Origin of the sequence: Gracilinema caldarium, assembly GCF_029265695.1 — a bacterium.
Lineage (GTDB): Bacteria > Spirochaetota > Spirochaetia > Treponematales > Breznakiellaceae > Gracilinema > Gracilinema caldarium_A.
This window is the reverse complement of the sequence record NZ_JAJUHW010000014.1, coordinates 15,011-36,709: the sequence shown is the minus strand read 5'-3', so window position 1 is coordinate 36,709 and position 21,699 is coordinate 15,011. Positions and strand designations below refer to the sequence as shown.

The following is a 21,699-nucleotide window of genomic DNA, read 5'->3' as shown; positions in this document are numbered from 1 at the left end:
ATGAAATATAAAGCAATAGCATTTATTAGCTTCTTTCTTTTGTTAGGGTTCGGCTCATCAACTTTTGCCCTCGATATCAGTCTGGAAGGTTCCCTGGGAAATATGGTTTTTGATACCAGCCGGGTTACCGCCCTGAGTGATGGCAACCAACCATTTGCCGAACTCTTATATATAAGCGGGACCGCTAAACTTGAACAACCAATAGCAGACAGCGCTCTTTTTGCCGTCATCTTTAACCGGGACCCCATACTCCGAAACAGCCTCTATACAACCGTGTCCTTTGATACGGGATACGCTAAAATTGCAGTGGGACCTTTCTTTGGCCTATTCAACGCAGCATCATCACTTATAACATCCGGTCTTTCTACGACCTTAACTATGACATTGCCGGGGGTATTGTATGGGACCTTCCGGTCCGATACGACCATCGGAGCGGGTATTACTGTTCCTGGGGATTATGTACAGCAGCGGAGCGAAATGGCCTTTGGGGTATGGGGGCCTAATACCCTTACCAGTTTCAGACTATCCACAAAAACCTTTACCCTGAAACAAACTGCAAGTCTTACCACGGTAGACAGCGTTACTAATTATGATATGGTCACCGAGGTGTTCAAGAAAAATGTTCCCTATACGGCAATCATTACCTTAGGATACCAATCGCTCAAACGCTCTTATATAAGCGCCAGCACCAGCATAGATGAACTAGCAGCCCTTATGATTGGCATGAATGCCACCTTTAGATTTTCCGATGCTTTTAAAATTATGGGAGGAGCCCGCTCTCCCCTCTACGCCTGGGGTGTAGGCAGCCTCAAGAGCCCCGCAAGCACTGCGGTCCTTTATGAAGGGATTATCGGTATAGTAATCTCAGCGGACAATATTAAGCTTCCTACGCGCAGAGCCTTATCGATAGGGAAAGACATTAACGCTGCCCCGGATGAAAAATCTGAGACAGCATCAGAGGCAGCTCAATAAGAGGATTATATTGTTTCGAACACACCCTTTTCGTAGTTTTTTCTCACCCGGTCCCAGGGGAAAACCCGGCCGTTCATCGTGATATACACCCCGGCTGGTAATAGCTGGACCGCAGAAAAAGCACAGCCCAGGTTAAACAGAGCATCGCTGCCAGCCACTGAATAGGGAACCATGGCACCGGTAAGTACAATTGTCTTTTGCAGGCCCGCAGGACCGAGTACCTTTGCCGTATCGACCATGCGGTCCGTTCCATGGGTAATGATGATTCTATCCTCAGGAGCCTTTTTGCATGCCGCAAGTATATTTTGCCTGTCCTGGTCACCCATTTCAAGGCTGTCTACCAACTGATTAATTTCGAGTTCCACCGGAACGGTGATACGAACCTGTTTTATAATATCCGGAAGATGGCTATTCTTGAAGGTCAATACACCCTTCAGTTCGTCATAGTGTTTATCAAAGGTGCCGCCGGTTATAAGTATTCTTATACCATTCATTAGAATCTCCCGTTCTGTGTCCAGGGCCATTCAGAACGGGCTTACTATACCAAAGGGGCGCATCGTTTGCCTAGATCAGAGGGTTAAATGAGTAAGTCTCTTGCAAGCCTCTTCGATATCTTCGCGGTGGCCAAAGGCGGAAAAGCGGATAAATGATTCTCCTGCAGGACCGAACCCTGAACCGGGGGTGGTTACAACCCAGCATGTTTCGAGGATTTTTTCAAACACATCCCAGCTCGTCCTGCCGGGGAACTGGGCCCAGATATAAGGCGCGTTGTCTCCTCCGACGCAAGAAATTCCAAGGTTTTGCAAGGTACTCCTAATCAGCCGGGCATTTTCCAGATAGTAATCCGTAAGCTGTTGTATTTCTTTAAGCCCCTCAGGGTCAAGGGCCGCAAGCCCGCCGTACTGTGCAATATTGGAGGCTCCGTTAAAAACCGTAGTACATATACGGTTCCAGTCGGCATTAACGCTTTCACCTCCATCGTAGACCAGGGTTTTAGGAACTATGGTCCAACCAAGACGGACACCGGTAAATCCAATTGGTTTAGAAAAGGAATTAACTTCGATCGCACAGGTTTCGGCACCGGGAATTTGAAAAATACTCTTGGGAAGTTCGGGGGATCGGATATATTCAGCGTAGGCTGCGTCAAAGATCAGAATAGAGCCAGACTCATGGACTGCTTTAACAAGGGCAGTGAGCTGATCCTTCGTCGCTACCGCTCCGGTGGGATTATTGGGAGAGCAGAAATATACAAGGCCGTTTTTCGGCAGCTTTGCCAGATCGGGGAAATAATTGTTCTCCGCATTACAGGGAAGGTAGCGAATACCTTCATAGCCTGTACCATTCCAAGGGCCAGCAGCCCCGATAAGGACTGAACCGTCTACATAGACCGGATATGAAGGGTCCTGGACTGCCACCGGAACAGAGCTGCCAAAAAGCAGCTGAAGCCTTCCGATATCACATTTAGCACCGTCGGAGATAAATACTTCATCGGCACTAATTGTTCTGCATCCTTTAAGAGAATTGTAAAAGACCTGGGCGATTCGTTCCCGGAGGGCAGTCATGCCCTGCTCGTCGCCGTAGCCGGTATAGCCTTCCTTGGTGGCAAGCCGCCGGGCACCTTCCACGAGGCCCGCATCGATATGGGGCGTAATGGGTTCGGTAGTATTCCCGATACCAAGGCTGATAATCTTTGCTTCAGGATGTTTGGCAAGAAAGTCCCGGCGGCGCTTTGCTATTTCCGGGAAAAGGTAGCCAGCCTTTAGATTTCCAAGATTTTTGTTGCGTACAAGCATAACTAGTTCCTTTGTTTAGGTTCTCTCTGGAGAAAACTGGGCGAGGGCTGAAAAGTCCAGGGTGGCAAAATAATCTTCCACCGTTTCACGGCGCCGAATTTGGAGCACCGAACCATCGGTACGGAGCAGCAGTTCCCCTGCCCGAAGTTTTCCGTTGTAGTTAAAGCCCATCGCTCTGCCATGGGCTCCCGCATCATGGATAATGAGCACATCTCCGATGTCGATTTTAGGGAGCTTCCGCTGGACTGCAAATTTATCGTTATTTTCACAGAGGCTCCCTACCACATCATAGGTTTCTGCAGGGACTTCCTGCTCTTTGCCTGCCACCGTTATGTGGTGGTAGGCCCCGTACATGCCTGGCCGCATAAGATCCGCCATGGAAGCATCGAGGCCAATGTAGTTCCGGTAGATATGTTTTTCGTGAATCGCTCTACTCACAAGCCAGCCATAGGGACCGGTAATAATGCGCCCCCACTCAAGGTGTATTCCCAGCGGATCCAGACCTGCGGGCACAATAATCGCATCGTACGCGGCGCGGATACCCCGAGCAAGGGCTTCATAATCGATGGGATTTTGTTCGAGCCTGTAAGGAATGCCCGCGCCGCCCCCCAGGTTTACAAACTCGAGCCGGATGCCGAGCTTGCGGTACAGTTCCGCTGCAAGCTCAAAGAGTATCCGGGCGGTTTCGATATGGTATTCAATATTGAGTTCGTTCGAAGCCACCATGGTATGGAGTGCAAAGCGTGTGGCCCCCTTTGCTTTAAGGAGCCGGTAGCCTTCGAATAGCTGATCCCGGGTAAAACCGTACTTGGCCTCCTCCGGTTTTCCGATGATGGCATTGCCTTCTTTAAGAGGACCCGGGTTGTACCGGCAGGAAACCAAATCCGGTATACCCGCGGCAGATTCAAGGAATTCAATATGGGTAAAGTCATCAAGATTGATGATGGCACCCAGCCTTCGTGCCGCCCGGAACTCCTCAGCGGGGGTATCATTGGAGGTGAACATGATTTCCTCACCCCGAATCCCTGCACGCTCAGCCAAGAGCAGCTCCGGCAGACTCGAACAATCGGCGCCAAAACCTTCGTCATGGAGGATCTTCATGATAAAGGGATTGGGCAGCGCCTTGACCGCGAAATGCTCAAAAAAGCCTGGTAAAATCGAAAAAGCCTTTTTAATAGCCCGGGCATTTTTCCGGATTGCCCCTTCGTCATAAAGATAAAAGGGAGTAGGATACTGCGAAACAAGGTTCCGCAATTGTTCTGCAGAAAGCGGAAAGGTTTTGTTGTTCATAATGTAATCTTACAGATAACCCTTTGCTTTGAGAAGCTCCGCATTAAGGATACCGCCACCCGCAGCACCGCGGACCGTATTGTGGGAAAGTCCGACAAAACGCAGATCAAAGAGCTTGCAGGGCCTGATGCGTCCCACACTGACGGCCATGGCCTTATCAGCATCCCGGTCCTTCCGCGGCTGGGGCCGGTCTGCCTCCTCCCTGACGATAATGGGCTGTTCCGGTGCAAAGGGCAGCTTCAGCTCCTGGGGAAGAGCCCGGAATTTACTCCAGATTGCCTTTACTTCGTCGATGCTTGGTTTTTTATCCCCAAACTCAAGGCTTACACAGGCGGTGTGCCCGTCCACGACCGGGACCCGGTTACAGTGGGCAGAAACAAGGGGCCCTGAAGCGTTTACAATGCTGCCTCCCTGTATGGAACCCAAAATTTTAAGTGGTTCCTGTTCGGACTTTTCTTCTTCTCCGCCAATATAGGGTACAATGTTATCAATCATATCAAGGCTTGGTACGCCCGGATACCCCGCGCCGGAAACGGCCTGCATGGTAGTGACAAACATGCGGCGGATTTCGTAGCCCTCCTGCATGAGGGCCCAAATGGGAGTCATATAGCTTTGAATGGAACAGTTGGGCTTTACCACGATAAAACCCTTATCCCAGCCCCGCTGTTTCCGCTGCTGGGGAATAATATCCGCATGGTGCGGATTGATTTCGGCGATCAGCATGGGAACATCCTGAGTCCACCGGTGGGCTGACGCGTTGGATACTACCGGGATACCCGCCGCGGCGTAGGCTTCTTCCAGAGCTTTTATTTCGTCCTTGGACATTTCCAGGGCTGAAAACACAAAGGCGCAGTCCCCCTTCTTAAAGGCCGCTACCGCAGCCTGAACATCGTTGGCATCGGCAACGATAAGGTTTCCTACCCCTGAGCCATAACTGCGGCTCAGGTGCCAGCGGCCAGCCACGGCTTCTGCGTAGCTTTTTCCCGCGCTGCGGGGAGAGGCTGCCACATAGCGGACCTCGAACCAGGGGTGCTCCGCAAGGAGGGCTATATACTGCTGGCCAACCATTCCGGTAGCACCAAGAACTCCAACAGGTATTTTCTGCATTTTTATTTTCTCCTTATTATTATAGCAGGTTTATTTCACATTGATGCCGGCTGCTTCAAGGGCGGCCTTAAGCTTTGGTACATTCGCTGCTTCCAATTCACAAAGGGGCAGCCTGCAGGGACCAGCAGGAAGTCCGGACCAGCCCATGGCAGTCTTTATGGGGATTGGATTAGTTTCAATAAAGGCTCCCTTAAAGAGGGGAAGCAGGCTGTAATGGAATTCCCGCGCCTTGGCAAAATCCCCGGCGAGACAGGCTTCAGCGAGGCGGCTCACCCTGTCGGGAACTAAATTTGAAACTACGGACACCACCCCATCCCCTCCCAGAGCGCAGAGGGCAAGGGTAAAGGCATCATCTCCCGAGAGTACCGCAAAGGGCTTTCCTTGAGCTCTGCGCGGTTTTGCAACACTCTGGATAATGTCTCCCATTTGCGCCAGATCCCCGGAGGCCTCCTTGACTCCGATCACCGTCGGAATCAGAGAAAGCTTCTCCATGGTTGGCACATCAATATTTTTGCCCGTTCTGGAAGCGATATTGTAAATAAGGATGGGTGCATCCGTAGCGTCTGCTATGGCGGTAAAATGCCGAATGATGCCTTCGTTGGTAGGCTTGTTGTAATAGGGGGTAACCACCAAGACTGCATCCGCCCCGAGAGAACGGGCCCGTTTAGCATTCTGAATCGTGTGGGAAGTTGAATTGGACCCGACACCGACAATGACCGGCACACGGCCAGCGGCTTCCTGTACCGCAATCTCAATAAGCTTATCCTGTTCTTCCCGTTCCAAAGTCGGCGTTTCGCCGGTAGTCCCCAGAGGTACAAGACCGTGAATCCCCTTCTCTATTTGGAAACGAACCAGGGTCCTGAATCCTTCATAGTCGACCGTTCCGTCGGCATGCATGGGAGTAACAAGGGCAGTAAAGGCTCCCCGTAATTCCATCATAAAACACTCCATTAATGTTGATTAAATGCATCAATATGGGCCAGTACATCATCCATGGTAAAAACCCCGTTCCGCCTGAGCGTTCCGGATCCCCCAGGACCTGTACATCCAACCAGCCACTCGGCGGCCCTGACAGCACCGCGGGCAAAGCCTTCGCGGCTCCGGGCGGTATGGGTCAGTTCGATGGTATCGGCTGTTGAATCGAAAAAAAGGCTATGGGTTCCCGGAACGGATCCGACACGGAGGCTCGAAAAATGGAGTTCCTCCGGCCGCGGAGGCCGATCCAAGGTATCATAAACTGGGTTTTTTTTTCGATCCAGCTCTTTGAGTACCCGTTCCACCAGAGTTTTAGCAGTCCCCGATGGACTGTCGGCCTTTTTATTGTGGTGGGCTTCGAATCCGCCCACATCATACTCCTCATACTCATTAAAAAGTTTTGCAGCGTAGCTTGCGATTCTGAAAAACAGCTGTACGCCTATAGAAAAATTACTGGACCACAGAAGGCTCGAACCTTTTTCTTGCACCTTCTGCGCAATTTCCGGCAAGCCTGCATACCATCCGGTGGTTCCAACCACCACAGGAAGCCGAGCATTCACCAGGGCTTTTATGTTGGGTATCGCCGTATCAGGCCGGGTAAATTCGATCGCCACATCAATCTGAATGCCCGAAGCCAGCATTTCCGCCACAGAAGTAAATCCCTTACCTGGGGGGACCACTGGATCCACATAGGCTGCTATCCGATGCTGCCGTTCCAAAGCGGCAGCCTCGATCATATGACCCATTTTGCCGTAACCAATCAGGGCAATATTCATGGCTCCTCCGCACCCTTAGGCTTCGAAAAAGGCACGATGCAAGCCCTGAACTACCCGCGGAGCTTCCGCATCGTCCACAATAAAACTGATGTTCACCTTGCTTGCTCCCTGGGAAACCATCTGAACCTGCACACCCAGGGAAGCACACACGCCGAAGCTTCGCTCAAGAATTTCCGATGAGCGGCGAACGTCTCCGATAATGGTAATAATAGCTTTTTTCTCTTTTATCGTTACACTGGCAATTTTTTCTAAGTCCCTTTTCAGAGCCGCCAGGTCGTGGGCTGCATCAAGGGTGAGCGAAATGGACACTTCGCTCGTGGCTACCATATCAACAGAAATTTTGTGGGACGAAAAGGCACTGAAAACCCCCGCCAGAAAACCATATTGGCCCAGCATTCGGCTCGATACAATATCGACCAGGGTGACATTCTTTTTTGAAGTAATGGCCCGCACAGGACCTGCGTTGCCTTCCAGTTTACCGACAATTTTTGTACCCGTAGCCGAGGGATTATAGGAATTTTTCACCCGTACAGTCGTCCCGGTGGCAATACAGGGCTGCATGGATCGGGGATGGAGTACCTGAGCGCCAAAGTAGGCCAATTCTGCTGCTTCTTCGTAGGTTACCGCCTCCACAGGCCGGGCGGAAGCCACAAGCCGGGGATCCGCCGTGAGTATTCCGTCCACGTCCTTCCAGACCTGGACTTCCTGGGCTTTACACGCCGCGCCGATAATGGTCGCGCTCAGATCCGATCCGCCGCGCCCAAGGGTAGTAATGTTGCCCTGGGCATCTTTAGCAATAAAGCCGGTGACCACCGGCAGCACCCCAGATTCCACCAAGGGAATAAGGGTACCCGCAATACGATTCCAGGCTTCCGGCAATACCTCTGCCTGGCCGTATTGGGCATCGGACTGAAAACCCGCATCCCAGGCGTCAAGCGCTTTGGCCTGAATACCTGCAGCGCGGAAATAAGCGGCGGCGATTCTTATGGAAAGCCGCTCCCCAAATGAGACTAGGTAATCTTTCGTCCGATTCGTCAGCTCTTTTATTAGCGAGATCCCTACGAGGAGGCTTTTAAGCTCCGCAAGAAGCGCATCAACCTCTGCGAGGACCTGAGAATCCAACTGTAAATCCTGGATTGTCTGTTTATGGAGGTTTTCGATTTTTTCTACCGAAACATGGCCTTTTAATGCTTCATCTGCCGCATCCAAAAGATGATCGGTGGTATCACCCATAGCGGAAAGCACCAGCACAGGTTTTTGATTCAAAAGGGACCGTACAATTTCGGTGACATAGCAAATACGCTCCGCATTGGCAACAGAACTGCCGCCAAATTTCATGACAATCATCGATAAACCTCCATTATGGCATGTACTGTATCAAATTATGTATTTTTATGCAATACTAAATCAATTTTTGTATATAAAATGTATATGAGGCCATTTTCAAAACTCCCCCAGTTTTGAAAAAGCATCAGTTGAGAGACAATGAATATACATGCTACACTGATAACATGAGTACACTGGAAAAGGCCCTTGTCATTTATAAATCGAAACCGGCCATTATCACTGAAAATGGAGAAAAACTTACCATTCAGCTCGCCTCGGGAGAAACAATAAAGTTACGCCCAAAAGATATTACCCTGCTCCACCCAGGGCCGCTTGCGTCTCTTAAATTACTGGAAACCCCTCTTTCTGATGGAGACGTTGCGGGGGCCTGGGAGCTGCTTCAGGGAAGCCAGACCAGTGTGCAGGAAACGGCGGAGCTTATTTTCGGTGAATATACGCCCCGGACAGCCTGGGAAATCTACAAACTGCTCTTAGATGGACTTTATTTTATAGAAGCGGATCAAAAAACGGTACAAGTCCAAGCGGCAGAAGCTGCGGCAGCCTCACAGGCCATAGGGGCAGTCCCCAGGATATATGTACAGGTGCGGACTCCAGAGGATGTGGCGCAGATTTTAAGAAAGCGGAACGAAAAAAATCGGGAACAGGAAGAGCGGGAACTTTTCCTTGAGCATCTCAGAAACGGCACCTATGATAAAGTAAACGAGGGAAGATTTCTCCAGGATGCAGAAGCCCTCGCCTTCGGTAAAACTGACAAAAGCCGCACCTTGCGGGACTTAGGAAAGGCCGAAACCCCTATAGAGGCGCACAAACTGCTCCTAAAAATCGGGTACTGGGATCAGTTCATCAACCCATATCCGAGCCGCTTTGGCTGTCCCCAGGGCTCTGCACGGACACCTATTGCTCCGCCGCCTCAGGAGGATCGGCTTGATCTGACCGACAAGCCGGCCTTTGCCATCGATAATCCCTGGAGTACCGACCCTGATGATGCGGTGTACCTAGAAGGGTCCACTCTGTATGTACATGTAGCAGACCCAGCCGCTTCTGTACCAAATGATAGCGAAGCGGACCTGGAAGCCCGGAGCCGCGGTTCTACCCTGTACCTTCCCGAAGGGGCCCAGAGGATGCTTCACGAAGACAGCCTGCGGCACTTTGCCTTAGGTTTAGATGAAATATCGCCGGCATTGACCTTTAAAATTTCCCTCGCGGAAGATGGGAGCCCTGATTCAATCGATATTTTCCGCAGCCTTGTCCGGGTTAAGCGGCTTACCTACGACGAAGCGGATCGCCTGAGCGAAGAACCGATCCTGAAAAGCCTTTTTGATTTTTCTGAGAAAAATATCCTGCGCAGACAAGCCGCCGGTGCGGTAACCATTGAATTCCCTGAGATTCACCTTGGGGTTTCAGAAAAAGAGATTCAGTTCTCCCCCATACCTTCTTACCGGTCAGCTGACATGGTCCGGGAGTGCATGCTCATAGCAGGAGAGGCCACAGCCCGCTGGGCCATGCGGAACCGCATTCCTTTTCCTTTTGTAGCCCAGGAAATCGGAGACCTGCCGAACGAGGTACTGCCGGGCCTTGCAGGGTCCTATCAGCTGCGGCGCTGCATGCGGCCCCGCCGGCTCTCGGCCCAGCCGGGAGACCATGCGGGACTGGGGCTCTCGGTATACACCCAGGTTACAAGCCCCTTGCGGCGATACACGGACCTTCTGGCCCACCAGCAATTGAGACGCTACCTTAAGGGAGAGCAATTGCTTGATATTGATGAAATCCTAGAACGGGTTGCGGCCGGCGAGGCCGCTGCGGCGGCTACTATCCAGGCAGAACGGGCTTCCAAGCTCCATTGGACCGCGGTGTATTTAGAGGATAAAATAGGAAGCCAATGGGAAGCGGTGGTGGTAGACATAAAGGGCAACCGGGCAACAGTTATCATTCCAGCCTTGGCCTTAGAAACCCAAGTGGCCGTAAAAGAATCGGTCAGCTACAACGATACCGTTACGGTAACATTGAAATCGGTAAAATTGCCGGAGCTGGAATTTATGTTTATTCTTCCGTGAAGAAATGGACAGATCCCTCCACCGGTTTTGCCTTGAGCCGTTCTTCGTAGATTTGTTCTTCCTGAGCAACCAGGTTCGTATAAGTTCCCTTAATTCGCTTCAGAAGCACCTTTCCTTCTTTAACAAAAAAGAGGATTTTTCGAGCATCCGAACCGCCTACATCGGAAGCAATGATCGGAATTTTTTCGGTTTCTAAATACTCAAAAACAAAATCAATGTTGCTCTGAGCTACGGTTTTTCTACCATCCTTACCAAAGCCAAGGACAGAAGCACCGCCAAAAACTTTAGCGGCTAAGTGATCCCGCCGGCAGCCAAGCCTGAGCAGTCCGTTAATCAACACTTCCATGGCATACATACCATAACGAGCACTGTCTTCCAAAAAATCCCGCGGATCTGGTTCAATAATCGGGCCAGCGCCCCCTGCTTGAGTAGAGTGCTGATGTATAAATGCGGCGGGCAACATAAAATGGTTTAGCCCTCCAGAACCGGTGCTTGCATCATACATTGCAACCGCTATACAGGAACCTAAAACAGTGGAGATAATAATATCTTCTTGAGAAACAAGGTATTCTCCCGGTCTTATGATGGTAATAGGCTGTTCATAGGCTAATACACGATGAGAATACATAAGCCCACCTTAAAAAAAGGTTATTTCGCCCGCTTCCAGATCCACATCCTTAATACCCTTTGTGGAGCTTACCTCAAAGTTGCCGATTTCTGCCGCCGCTTGCTTATGGGCATAAATCGTGAATTTGCTGATAATATCCTTTAGGTGCTGGTTCCGGATCTCAACATTCTCTGAGCTTTCTGGCATTTTTGCCCGAATCTCTGAGAAATAATCCTTAATCTGTTTACATTGAATAATGAGATTTTTTATTTTACCAATTTCATGTTCCTGGGTTTCGAGCAGGTTGATAAAGGTTTCTGAAAAAAGAGTAAAATTTCTTGTATTTTGTTCAAGGTCTTCCTGAAATGAGGCAAAGAGCCGGAAAGCTTGTACTAATTCCTGTTGGGCAAGCGAGAAAGTAGTGACCTCTTCTCCGAAGGTTTTTCCATAATCAAAAAGAGCGGTATGGGTATCCTCAATAAAGGATTGGCTAGACTTTTTTGCATCCTCCACATCGGAACTTATTCTGTTAATAAGACCGGTCATAGCGGTCACCGTATTTTTAATTGAATGCAGCATGCTTTGTTTTGAAATTTCAATCCGGGCAGCGATATCGATGGTATTGAATCGATTAATGATTTTTTCGAATTTGCCATATTGTTTGGATATGGCTAAAACATATTCAGCAATCCTGCTCCCCTGGGAAGCAACGCTTTGTTTAATTGCCAAATAACTCGAAAGATTTTGTTCTATCATGGTAAGTGTACGGGCAGACTCTTCAAACACTGTCTGCATAGATGAACTTGAGAGGTGAGAGAAGTGCTCTCTTAAAAGGATGGTCCGTTCTTTTTCCCCCCTTCGTATGAGCTTTTGTATGGCCGTAAAGGCGGTATCAAAGGTACGGAGGGCCTCTTCGAAACGGCTTATAACATCTTCCATAATGACTTCGCCCAAAATGAGCAGCTGCCCTTTGAAGGCTTCAAGTTCATCGGCATCTACAGAAGCGGAGTTTTTAATATCTTCATATTCCCGGAGTGCTATGAGGATATGATCCAAAGATTGCCGTACAATATCATGGATCTGAATGGTTTCCATGATGGCACATACCGGTTTTTCCAGAGTTTTGCTTTCTTGTACAAGGGCGTACAGTGATTTGGTGAGATTTTTAACCTTTTCTTCGATAGCTACAAACTGCTGTGTAATAAGTTCATCGAGTCCTTCGAACACGGTATTTTGCAGCTCTTCCAGTTTTTTTAGTTCACCAGTAAAACCGGTAAGCTGTTTCATAAGGGCTAAACTATCGGACTCTAGCTGATCGGTTACAACCTTTGTTTGATCCGAAAGCCTCATGAGTTCTTCGGTAATGACACTGAATCCCCGGCCTGCAGCACCAGATTTTAAAGCTCCGGTGAGTGCGTTTAAGGAAATCAGTGCCATATCTTCGGAATCATTCCGTATTTTTTCTATAATGCCCTCCATAGCCTTAAGCCGATCTAAAGAATCCGAGAGGGAGGTGAGCAGTGATGAGCCCCGATCGTGCATCTTAGAAAATATGAGGCTGCAATTTCCGATTCGATCTTTCGTTTGAGTGAATAACCGATCGAGTTTTGAAATTGCGGTATTTACTCCCGTTTCGGAAGCAAAAGATTGTTCCAAAGATACAAGGTTTTCATGGAGCTCTCGAACAAAGAGGGGGCTGACCTTGCCAAGAGTTAAAAACATCTGTTCCGATTCATTTACAACGGAACCTATTTTTTCAGTAAAAACTGCGGTTGAAATAGAGAGGTCAGTCATACTGTAAGTATATGTGGTAGACCAATTGATTACAAGTAAAAAAGGGGGATGTCCGCCAATACATGTAGGACATCCCCCAAAAAATTTTCGTTAAGAAATGTGAGGCTTATGCCGTTTTAGTTATTTCCCTGGATTGCGTTGTCCAGTTCAGCAAGGATCGAAAGTTCCGTATCCTTGTCAAAGTACCGGGCTTTTTCCATATGGGGCACAAAGTTGACCGTATCGCCCACATGGAACACATGGTGGGGTTCGGTACGGGCAATCATGGGCTGGGTCTTGGTAGACATCCACAGGTTGATGTCAGCGCCCAGGGGTTCAACCACGGTTACCTTAACGGAAATATTGTTGCTTGCAGCAGGGGATTCTACAAAGGTCAGGTCTTCCGGCCGGATACCAAAGTAGATTTCCTTGCCCACATATTTCTTAAGATATTTTACGTGTTCTTCTACGGGTTTAACCTCGAAGGAACCTTCGTCGAGCACTACAGAACCATTCTTCTCTACCACCTTGACGGTGAGGAAGTTCATGGGCGGAGAACCGATAAAGCCCGCGACAAACTTGTTGATCGGATGGTTATACAGGAAGAGGGGTGAACCAATCTGCTGAACCTTGCCGTCCTTCATAACCACGATTTTGCTCGCCATGGTCATAGCTTCTACCTGGTCATGGGTAACATAAATCATGGTAGCATTGAGCCGGAGGTGCAGATCCGAAAGTTCAGCGCGCATCTGTACCCGGAGCTTTGCGTCCAGGTTGGAAAGGGGCTCGTCGAAAAGGAAGACCTTGGGGTTCCGTACAATAGCGCGGCCTACGGCAACACGCTGGCGCTGACCACCGGAGAGGGCCTTGGGCTTGCGATCCAGGAACTTTTCAATATCCAGGATACGGGCTGCTTCATGAACACGCCGGTCAATTTCTGCCTTATCTACCTTTTTAATCCGGAGACCGAATGCCATGTTGTCATATACGGTCATGTGGGGATACAGAGCGTAGTTCTGGAATACCATGGCGATGTTCCGGTCCTTCGGGGGAACATCATTCATCAGTTCGCCGTCGATATAGAGTTCACCTTCGCTAATGTCCTCAAGACCGGCGATCATACGGAGGGTGGTTGACTTACCACAGCCAGAAGGGCCGACGAAAACGACAAATTCCTTGTCGTTTACGGTGATGTTCGCATTGTCCACTGCACGGACATTGCCTTCATACACCTTGCTAATACCTTTGAGTTCTACCTTTGCCATAAGGCCTCCCTTATAGGGTTATTTTATCGATTTCCAGTTTATGACCACTTTTTGGAATTGTCAATAATTAAAGTTTACCATTTTGATTCATCCCCCTTTTAAAACCCCCAGTTCTTGGCTAAGGCAAGCAGCGCAGGATCTAAAAGGGCTAAAAACACGATTAGCACCAGGGCAGGAAGAAAATTAGCGGTTTTGATTGATTTTACAGAGAGCAGATTAAGGCCGATCATGAGCACCATGGCGCCGCCAGCGCCGGTCAGCTCGGAGAGCATGAGGGGACTCACCATGGGTTTTACCCATTGGGCCGCCAATGTTAACAGTCCCTGATAGACAAAGATGGGCAGGGCCGAAAAGGCAACCCCGGGGCCCATGGCGGCGGTCATAAGGATAGCCATAAAGCCGTCCAGAATGGACTTGGTGAGGATGAGCGTGTAATCCCCATCGGTGCCGGCTTTAAATGAACCCAGAAGAGCCATGGCTCCTACACAAAAAAGCACCGAAGCATTCAGAAATCCATGACCGAAATCCCAGCCGGAACGGTGATCCCCAGGGGATCTGGCGGATTCTGCGGTTTCTATGGCAGAGGGCTTTGCGTCTTCTGCAGCATTTTTCTTTTTTTTCAGCGTTACCGACTCAAGAAAAGCGCCAAAGCGCAGTATGGCCCCATCAATATCGATCACCGAACCGATAAGACCGCCGATGATAAGAGCCAAAGCTAGATAGATAATCCGCTGACTCGCCAGGGCCATGGAGACCCCAATAATGACCGTAGTAATACCCGCTCCGTCAAATACAATGGTGCGGTATTTATCGGAAATCTTTCCCCCTAAAAGGAGGCCCAGAAGGGATCCAAATACGACTGCAAGGGCATTTATAATTGTGGCTATCATAATGCATGGAGCCTATGCCTCACACAATAACTTGTCAATTGCTCTGCCGCTTTTCCGAAAGGGCTGCAGCAAAAAAACCGTATATTACGATCCCTATGACACTGAAAATAGTGTAGGACCCAAAGAGCACCTGGTATCCTAGGGCTTCTACAATGTATCCACCTAAGGCGCTCCCGATAAAGGTTGGAAGGCCTACTCCAAGGGAGATATACATGGTAAGACCCACAGCTCGTTTTTGGGGAGGCACATGGGTACTTACAAAGGCCACTGCTGCGGGATGGAAAAGCCCGTAACAGAGCGAATGAAGCAGCTGTCCCATGATTGCTCCAGCTTTGGTCGGGAAAAGAGCATATAGACCAAGCCGAGCTATAACCGCCACCATAGAAAGGGCTAAGAGCGGCGCGGAACCATATCTTTTAATGAGCCTTCCTGAAATGAACATAAATGGTATTTCGGAAACCGCCGAAAGAGCCCACATCAGACCCACCGCATTCCAATGAAGCTCTTCGGAAACATAGAGTGAAAAAAATGAGGCAATCGGCGCCATAGAAAGCCTGCCTAATCCAATAATGACAAGACCGATAATGAAAAGCGAGGACCAGGCAGCGGGACTATGAGCGGGGCTGCCATTCGAAACATATTTCGAGGCAGATTGTGATGGGCCTTGTGCAGGAGTATCATGTTCCGAAAGCAGCGGCAGGGTCAGTATGGTGAGGATTGCGGTAATCCCAAGCCAGACACCAATAGCCAGAGAGCTTGTAGGCTGCAGGATAGGGGTGTACTGAAGGACAAGGGCCATAAATACAAAGCTCAAAGAGCCGACGGCACGAATTTTTCCATAATCTTCTTTATTTTTTAAAAGAAGCGTAGTTGCCGCATCCAGCAAGGGGATAATGGAACGGACACCGACCGCAAGCACGATTAGGGCAGCGGCAGTAATAACAATGTTGCGCCAGAGCAGAAGAGGGATCAGCGCAAGGGGAATGAGAACCAGGGAAAACAGCAAGCCGGGCCGATAGCGGCCTAAGGTGTCGGAATAACGGCCGATGATAAAAGGACCGGTGATACCTGCAATTTCAAAAAGACCCAAAAGAAGCCCCACCGCTGCAGGCCCAAAACCAAGGTTTCGGACCAGCACTGAAAGGTAGGGCGTTGCCACGCCGTATACGGTAAAGGAGAAAAAATAAATGATGCCAAGATTCATGGCATCATAATATCACTAATAACGTTCTGCAGCAAACTGGACCCAGCCGCCTGATTTTACCAGTGCAGACTCAAATTCGGTGAGCTTAAACTGAGCGGTATAGGCAGCTTTCCCGGGAGCAGTAAACTTTAATGTTCCCGCATTTAAGTCCACCGCCAGGTCCGTATCAAGACCCTTAAAAGCCAAGAAAAGTTCATCAATCTGGGCTGCGGGGAGCTCGATGGCCAGCATGCCGCAGTTATACATATTCTGCCTGAAAATACGGGCAAAACTTTCGGCTACTACAATGTTAATACCATTGACCTCCAGAGCCCAGGGCGCATGCTCCCGGGAGCTGCCGCAGCCAAAGTTACCCCTGGTAAGAATAGCGCTTTTACCCGCCAAGTCCCGGCGGGAATCAAAGTCGGGGAGCTTTAAGTCCTCGAGGCAAAAGGGTTTAAGTGCTTCCTTGGAAATTTCGGTCAGGTACTTTGCGGGTATGATTTCGTCCGTATTGATGTCACTGCGATCCAAAAAGAGCAGTTTTCCGCCAAATTGTTTCACCGGTGGCTCCTTATTTAAGCTTATCTGCGCTGGTTATATAGCCTGCAACCGCCGTAGCGGCAGCGCTGGCGGGGCTCATCAGGTGAACCATGCCACCCTTCCCCATTCGCCCATAAAAATTGCGGTTTGTTGTGGAAGCACAAACTTCCCCTTCTGCAAGAACTCCATTGGACATACCAAGACAGGCACCGCAGGTCGGGTTAGTGATGCAGAAGCCCGCATCCATAAATATTTGGATGAGCCCCTCCTTGAGCGCCTGGGCATAGACATCCGGCGTGGCGGGAGAAAGGATACCCCGCACCGAATCGGCAATACGCCTGCCCTTGAGTACCGCAGCGGCTTCCCGCAGGTCTTCAATACGTCCGTTGGTACAGGAACCAATGTATACCTGGTCTACCTTGGTACCCTCCAGCTCGGAGATAGCACGGACCTGGTCAGGCTTGTAGCCAACGGTCGCTACCGGCTCAAGTGCAGAACAATCGAGGTTCACAACAGAATCATAGGAAGCGTCTTCGTCGCTCCACCATACTTTATAGGCCGCGAGGGCTTCTTCTTTAGTTTTAAACTGGCCTTCTCCGTCGGGGCCAACAAAGGGCCAGAGGTAGTTTACGGTGGTCATATCGGGCATACAGACACCGCTCGTGCCGCCCGCTTCTATCGCCATGTTACAGAGGGTCATGCGGCCTTCCATGGAAAGGGAGTCCACCACAGGGCCCCGGAATTCCATGACCTTGTCGGTGGCCCCGGACACGCCGATTTGAGCAATGAGGGCAAGAATAACGTCCTTAGCAGTCACACCGGGCTTTAAGGAGCCCTCTAGGTTTATACGCATGGTCCGGGGGGGCTTAAAGGCGCACACACCCTTAAGAATGCCCACTTCAAGATCCGTGGTGCCCACTCCTGCGGCAAAGGCACCGAAGGCTCCGTGAGTGCAGGTGTGGCTGTCTCCCATAATAACCGTATAGCCGGGCCGGACAAAACCCTTTTCGGGGAAAAGGGCATGGCACACCCCATTGCGGCCGATATCAAAAAAGTCCTTTATCCCATGCCGCCGGGCCCAATCCCGGAGGATTTTGCCCTGGAGGGCTGTTTTAGAGTCCTTAGCGGGAGTCACATGGTCGATGACGGCCTTAATTTTAGCCGGATCAAAGACCCGATCCATACCTTTGGACACCAGGTCATTTATTGCCACCGGAGTTGTTATCTCATGGCAAAATACCGCATCGAGCCTGAGTACCCAGGCTTCTCCAAAAGGCTTGTCTACCAGATGGGTTTCGAAAATCTTTTCCGCCAGGGATTTACCAGCCGCTTTTTTCTCCATACTCGCTATACTCCTGATCCTATTTCTCCCTTGGGGGGAGTAATTATCCAAAACACCTTAAGCTGCCCCTCGCCCGCGTTAGCCAGCACATGGGGCGCATCGGAGCGAAAACTAGCCGAGTCGCCGGGGTTCAGCCGGTACGTTTTGGTACCCACAGTCAATTCTGCAGTTCCTTCTACCACAACGCCCAGCTCCCAGCCCGCGTGTCCATATTCACGGGCGCCGGTCTTTCCGTTTTTCTCGATTGTGATATAATAGGCTTCTATACCGTCCTGTCCCTGGGAAGCTGCATCGAGCTGGGCAAGCCGTTCGTACAGGACACCGCCGGGCCGGGTAAAGGTTGCCCGTTCATCGGCATGGATTACCTGCACAGTCCGTTCGCGCCTGAAATCGGAGAAGAGGTACTCCAAATCGATATCCAGCGCCTCTGCCAGCGAGAGCAGTGTATCGATAGCCGGCGAAACCCTGTTCCGTTCTATCTGGGAGACCAGGCTTTCGCTTACCCCGGCCCGGTCTGCCACTTCCTTCAGGGTAAGGGAACGCCGTTCTCTGACCGCACGAATTTTTTCTCCAAAGCGGTAGTGCATATTTGCCCTCCTTTAATATAAATGTAGCGTATTAAGTATAGTTAAAGTCGCAATGGTTTGTCAACCAGAGAAAAATAAGATATCTCAGGCACTCATATCGCATAAAAAATATCTTTACACAAAATATATATTTCTATATATTGTAAAACATGTATACTCTTTCCAGCTTTAACGAATTTCAACAGCTTGTTTTACAAGAACCGGCGGTGCTTTTATATTGCTCTACCCCCACCTGCGGAGTATGCGCCAGCATTAAACCTAAGATCATTAATTTGATGAATAAACAGTTCCCTAAAATGAAGCTTTTCTATGTCGATACCGAAGCTTTGCCTGAGTTCCGGGGTCAACTTTCGGTCTATTCGGTTCCCGCTATACTCGGATATTTTCAGGGTAAAGAACTAATACGGGAAGCTCGCAATTTCGGTATTATGGAACTGGCCAACAAAATTGACCGTTATTATGGAATGATATTCGAATGAAACAGATCAATCTTTATAAGGGCAAAAAGAAATACCTTTCGGTCCTCTTTGTTCTGCTGGTGGGAGTTGGCGGCTACTTTTATCCCCTAGTTGGGCTTTTAGTAATTGGGTTGATAGTCCTTGCGGTGGCTCTTAATTTCCGGAGCACCCGCTATTTCTGCGGCCACATTTGTCCAAACGGGGCATCCCTGAGCGTCGTTCTGACACCCATATCCCGGAAACGCAAACTGCCTCAATTCTTATACGCCCCTGAAATCAGACGGGCTCTGTGCGGTTTTATGCTCTTTTGCATGGTAAACCTCCTGGTGCGTTTCGGTCGAGCTTGGTCAGAGGTAGGCCGCATTTTCTGGGCTATCTATGTTATCTCCCTAGGCATCAGCTATACGTTGGGGCTTTTTTATAAACCCCGTGCATGGTGCGCTGTTTGTCCCATGGGAACCTTGCAGGACACTATCGCAGTGAAATCAGGAAAGGAGGAGGTCAAAGCCGAATCTTAAAGGTCGCGGTTTCCCGAATGAGTACCGCTAATTCTTCCCGGTTTGCCTTTTCTAGTTGCACCATTTTTTGCATCGATGTACGAATATCCTTGCCATAACTGTCGATATCGTCCATTTTTTCTTTCAGGTTTTCCGACCGCTGGGACAGAAGCTGTGCCTGTTCCAGCACCGATGCATTTTGCTGCCGTAGAGCAGCGGATTGGCTGCGAACCTCCGCAGTTATTTTGTGGAGCTGAGCCAGGGTTTCAAGCACCTGTTCAGAACCCTGTTTTTGTTCTTCCAGAGAAGTTTTTACCTGGGAAGAAAGCGCATCAACCTGGTTCACCTTTTCCAAAATTTCATTAAACGAAGTCTCCACCGCAACCATGCCAGACACCATGGAATCTATGGCAGCCCGTACCGATTTTAAGGCCCGGCCTGATTCCTTGGATTTTACCGCCGAGGATTCGGCCAGGTTGCGAATTTCGTCGGCCACAACGGCAAAGCCTTTACCAGCCTCACCTGCATGGGCAGCCTCGATTGCTGCATTCATGGCCAGCAGGTTAGTCCGGGCAGCGATACCCGCAATGGTGGTGTTAACCTCCAAAAGATTTTCGGACTTTCCGGAAACATCCAGTGCTAAACTTGATACTGCAGAAAGCCGGTCCCGGCCTTTGTCTGAGACCTCTTTTAGGGAAAGAACCGAATTGGAAACCATATCCATGTTTGATGCAATTGAATTTACATTGGCGGTCATTTCTTCCACCGCTGCAGAAGATTCCTGGAGCCTGCGAGCCTGGTTTTCAATGTTGTTGTCCAGATTCAGTATGGTTTCCAAATTTTCCTGCATAAAACCAGTCACCTGTTTTACCATAGAAACCTGATCGTACAGGGCTTGCTGCATGCTGTTAATAGCCTGTGCAATTTGATCGACATCCATCCCCGTTTGTTCTGTCTGCTGATTTGATATGTCTTCGAGGGATGCCAGCGCAGCCGCAGTTCCCTTGATGCGGGAGATAAGGACCGACAATTTTTCCAATAATTCATCGATTGTTTTTCCCAAATCCCCGATTTCGTCGTTACCGAGGCCGTCAAAATGAACGGTAAAATCTCCTTTACCAACCGGGTCCAAGAGGGATTCGAACAGCTTGAGCGGCTTTATGGTCTCAGTGGTAATAATAAAAATGACCAAAATTGTAAAAATAAAGATCACCACCGCCCCCACGATACTGATGGTACGGAACAGATTCAGGGAAGCTAAGAGTTCATTTTTTGGGACCAGAACGGAACAGAGCCAGCTGCCAGTTCCTTCTTTCAATATTATTGGGAAAAAGAGGACATAATACTGCTGTGTTCCGAAGGAGTACCAGCTGTTTAAGATTTTGGTTTCTGCGCTTGGTATTGCATTCATGAGATGTTCATTGATGGCAGAACTTAAACCTGCATCAAAAACATCGCTGTATTTTTTGCCAATATGCTCTTGGTTCCGGTCGGACAATATAGTTCCCGATCTAGAAACAAGCAATGCATAACCAGATTGACCGTACGTAAAGGTTTGGACATAATCGATAATCATTTTAAGGGATGTATCAACCCCGCAGACCCCAAGAAAGGTTTTGTGTTGGTCGTATAGTGGTATTGCAATGCTTGTATTGATAACCGCAGTGCCGTCTACTTCATCCTGATAGGGCTCCATAAGGAGTAATGTGCCTGCTTTTTTAGGCTCCGCAAAATAAGCAGCTTCAAAATAATCAGCGTCTTTTATAATTTTAATGCTATCGTTGGTTCGGCTTGTATATAGGCCAAAGGATCCCTGTGCATCCCAGCCGTCCTTATCTGCAAATTGAGCATCCTTCCCATCCCATTGATTTCTGTCAAAAACTGTCCAAACGGTAAAAAGATCAGGATGTCGTGTGTGTATCGCAGCAAACAGGGGACCTATAAGAGTTCTGTCCCGGACACCCTCAGATCGGAGAGTATCCAGAGTGGCTGCCATGGTTTTTACAATCCGAGCCTTTTCCTCTAGACTTTCTTGAATTGTATCGGCCATGCTTTTTCCCGCCAGATACACATTACGGGCCGTTCCTTCCTGCAATGTTCTATTTGCAAACCATGAAAGCACCAAAACGACAGTGCCAAGGGACAACAAAAGGACCGGAACCGTCCATAAGATGAAACGGTCCCGGATTGAATGTATTTGAAATTTTCGCATATCACATAACTGTTATACAGCTTTTGTG

At 49.4% G+C, this 21,699-nt stretch carries 20 protein-coding genes; 4 read left to right on the top strand and 16 right to left on the bottom strand.

The window, feature by feature from the left end; all coding sequences use genetic code 11:
- Window positions 1–972, top strand: coding sequence for a hypothetical protein (locus Q7P68_RS06525; RefSeq protein ID WP_304224266.1), 972 nt, complete (start codon window positions 1–3; stop codon window positions 970–972).
- Window positions 973–977: 5 nt separating this feature from the next.
- On the opposite strand, the gene Q7P68_RS06520 is transcribed toward Q7P68_RS06525, so the two are convergent.
- Genes Q7P68_RS06520 through Q7P68_RS06490 form a run of 7 tightly spaced genes read right to left on the bottom strand, consistent with a single transcriptional unit; the run spans window position 978 to window position 8,260 of the window.
- Window positions 978–1,496 carry an asparaginase domain-containing protein gene (locus tag Q7P68_RS06520; RefSeq protein WP_304224265.1) on the bottom strand — a complete coding sequence of 173 codons (519 nt, stop codon included), beginning with the start codon at window positions 1,494–1,496 and terminating at the stop codon, window positions 978–980.
- A gap of 45 nt (window positions 1,497–1,541) precedes the next feature.
- The gene (locus Q7P68_RS06515; RefSeq protein ID WP_304224264.1) at window positions 1,542–2,765 is read right to left on the bottom strand and encodes an LL-diaminopimelate aminotransferase; all 1,224 of its coding nucleotides are present in this window, start codon (window positions 2,763–2,765) and stop codon (window positions 1,542–1,544) included.
- 15 nt (window positions 2,766–2,780) lie between these two features.
- Window positions 2,781–4,055 (bottom strand): diaminopimelate decarboxylase, encoded by a 1,275-nt coding sequence (locus tag Q7P68_RS06510; protein ID WP_304224263.1) that lies wholly within the window; start codon window positions 4,053–4,055, stop codon window positions 2,781–2,783.
- A gap of 9 nt (window positions 4,056–4,064) precedes the next feature.
- Window positions 4,065–5,162 (bottom strand): aspartate-semialdehyde dehydrogenase, encoded by a 1,098-nt coding sequence (gene asd / locus Q7P68_RS06505; RefSeq protein ID WP_304224261.1) that lies wholly within the window; start codon window positions 5,160–5,162, stop codon window positions 4,065–4,067.
- Window positions 5,163–5,192: 30 nt separating this feature from the next.
- Window positions 5,193–6,101 (bottom strand): 4-hydroxy-tetrahydrodipicolinate synthase, encoded by a 909-nt coding sequence (dapA, locus tag Q7P68_RS06500; RefSeq protein ID WP_304224259.1) that lies wholly within the window; start codon window positions 6,099–6,101, stop codon window positions 5,193–5,195.
- 11 nt (window positions 6,102–6,112) lie between these two features.
- Window positions 6,113–6,913 carry a 4-hydroxy-tetrahydrodipicolinate reductase gene (gene dapB / locus Q7P68_RS06495; RefSeq protein WP_304224258.1) on the bottom strand — a complete coding sequence of 267 codons (801 nt, stop codon included), beginning with the start codon at window positions 6,911–6,913 and terminating at the stop codon, window positions 6,113–6,115.
- 15 nt (window positions 6,914–6,928) lie between these two features.
- Window positions 6,929–8,260, bottom strand: coding sequence for an aspartate kinase (locus Q7P68_RS06490; RefSeq protein WP_304224257.1), 1,332 nt, complete (start codon window positions 8,258–8,260; stop codon window positions 6,929–6,931).
- A 164-nt stretch (window positions 8,261–8,424) separates the two neighbouring features.
- Here Q7P68_RS06490 and Q7P68_RS06485 point away from each other — a divergent pair, with 164 nt between their 5' ends.
- Entirely contained in the window at window positions 8,425–10,314 is a 1,890-nt protein-coding gene (locus Q7P68_RS06485; protein ID WP_304224255.1) for an RNB domain-containing ribonuclease, read from the top strand.
- On the opposite strand, the gene Q7P68_RS06480 is transcribed toward Q7P68_RS06485, so the two are convergent.
- From Q7P68_RS06480 to Q7P68_RS06445, 8 genes are all read right to left on the bottom strand, one after another.
- Window positions 10,301–10,942, bottom strand: a complete 642-nt coding sequence (locus Q7P68_RS06480; protein ID WP_304224253.1) for a chemotaxis protein CheD — start codon at window positions 10,940–10,942, stop codon at window positions 10,301–10,303. The genes Q7P68_RS06485 and Q7P68_RS06480 overlap by 14 nt on opposite strands.
- A 9-nt stretch (window positions 10,943–10,951) precedes the next feature.
- Window positions 10,952–12,715, bottom strand: a complete 1,764-nt coding sequence (locus Q7P68_RS06475) for a hypothetical protein (RefSeq protein ID WP_304224252.1) — start codon at window positions 12,713–12,715, stop codon at window positions 10,952–10,954.
- 116 nt (window positions 12,716–12,831) lie between these two features.
- Window positions 12,832–13,959 (bottom strand): ABC transporter ATP-binding protein, encoded by a 1,128-nt coding sequence (locus tag Q7P68_RS06470; protein WP_304224251.1) that lies wholly within the window; start codon window positions 13,957–13,959, stop codon window positions 12,832–12,834.
- A 98-nt stretch (window positions 13,960–14,057) separates the two neighbouring features.
- Complete coding sequence (locus Q7P68_RS06465) at window positions 14,058–14,849, bottom strand: DUF554 domain-containing protein (RefSeq protein WP_304224249.1); 792 nt, start codon at window positions 14,847–14,849, stop codon at window positions 14,058–14,060.
- Between the two features lie 34 nt (window positions 14,850–14,883).
- On the bottom strand, window positions 14,884–16,053 hold the full coding sequence (locus Q7P68_RS06460) for an MFS transporter (RefSeq protein ID WP_304224248.1): 1,170 nt from the start codon (window positions 16,051–16,053) through the stop codon (window positions 14,884–14,886).
- 15 nt (window positions 16,054–16,068) lie between these two features.
- Window positions 16,069–16,596 (bottom strand): 3-isopropylmalate dehydratase small subunit, encoded by a 528-nt coding sequence (locus Q7P68_RS06455; RefSeq protein ID WP_304224247.1) that lies wholly within the window; start codon window positions 16,594–16,596, stop codon window positions 16,069–16,071.
- A gap of 10 nt (window positions 16,597–16,606) precedes the next feature.
- Window positions 16,607–17,917, bottom strand: a complete 1,311-nt coding sequence (locus Q7P68_RS06450) for a 3-isopropylmalate dehydratase large subunit (RefSeq protein WP_304224246.1) — start codon at window positions 17,915–17,917, stop codon at window positions 16,607–16,609.
- Between the two features lie 5 nt (window positions 17,918–17,922).
- A complete protein-coding gene (locus Q7P68_RS06445; RefSeq protein WP_304224244.1) occupies window positions 17,923–18,504 on the bottom strand; it encodes a helix-turn-helix domain-containing protein in 582 nt (193 codons plus the stop codon).
- Window positions 18,505–18,653: 149 nt separating this feature from the next.
- On the opposite strand from Q7P68_RS06445, the gene Q7P68_RS06440 reads away from it, so the two are divergent.
- Both Q7P68_RS06440 and Q7P68_RS06435 read left to right on the top strand, forming a co-directional pair.
- Complete coding sequence (locus Q7P68_RS06440) at window positions 18,654–18,983, top strand: thioredoxin family protein (protein ID WP_304224242.1); 330 nt, start codon at window positions 18,654–18,656, stop codon at window positions 18,981–18,983.
- Window positions 18,980–19,480 carry a 4Fe-4S binding protein gene (locus Q7P68_RS06435; protein WP_304224240.1) on the top strand — a complete coding sequence of 167 codons (501 nt, stop codon included), beginning with the start codon at window positions 18,980–18,982 and terminating at the stop codon, window positions 19,478–19,480. Before Q7P68_RS06440 ends, Q7P68_RS06435 begins: the two co-directional genes overlap by 4 nt.
- Here Q7P68_RS06435 and Q7P68_RS06430 read toward each other — a convergent pair.
- Complete coding sequence (locus tag Q7P68_RS06430; RefSeq protein ID WP_304224239.1) at window positions 19,464–21,671, bottom strand: methyl-accepting chemotaxis protein; 2,208 nt, start codon at window positions 21,669–21,671, stop codon at window positions 19,464–19,466. The genes Q7P68_RS06435 and Q7P68_RS06430 overlap by 17 nt on opposite strands.
- Between the last annotated feature and the right edge of the window lie 28 nt (window positions 21,672–21,699).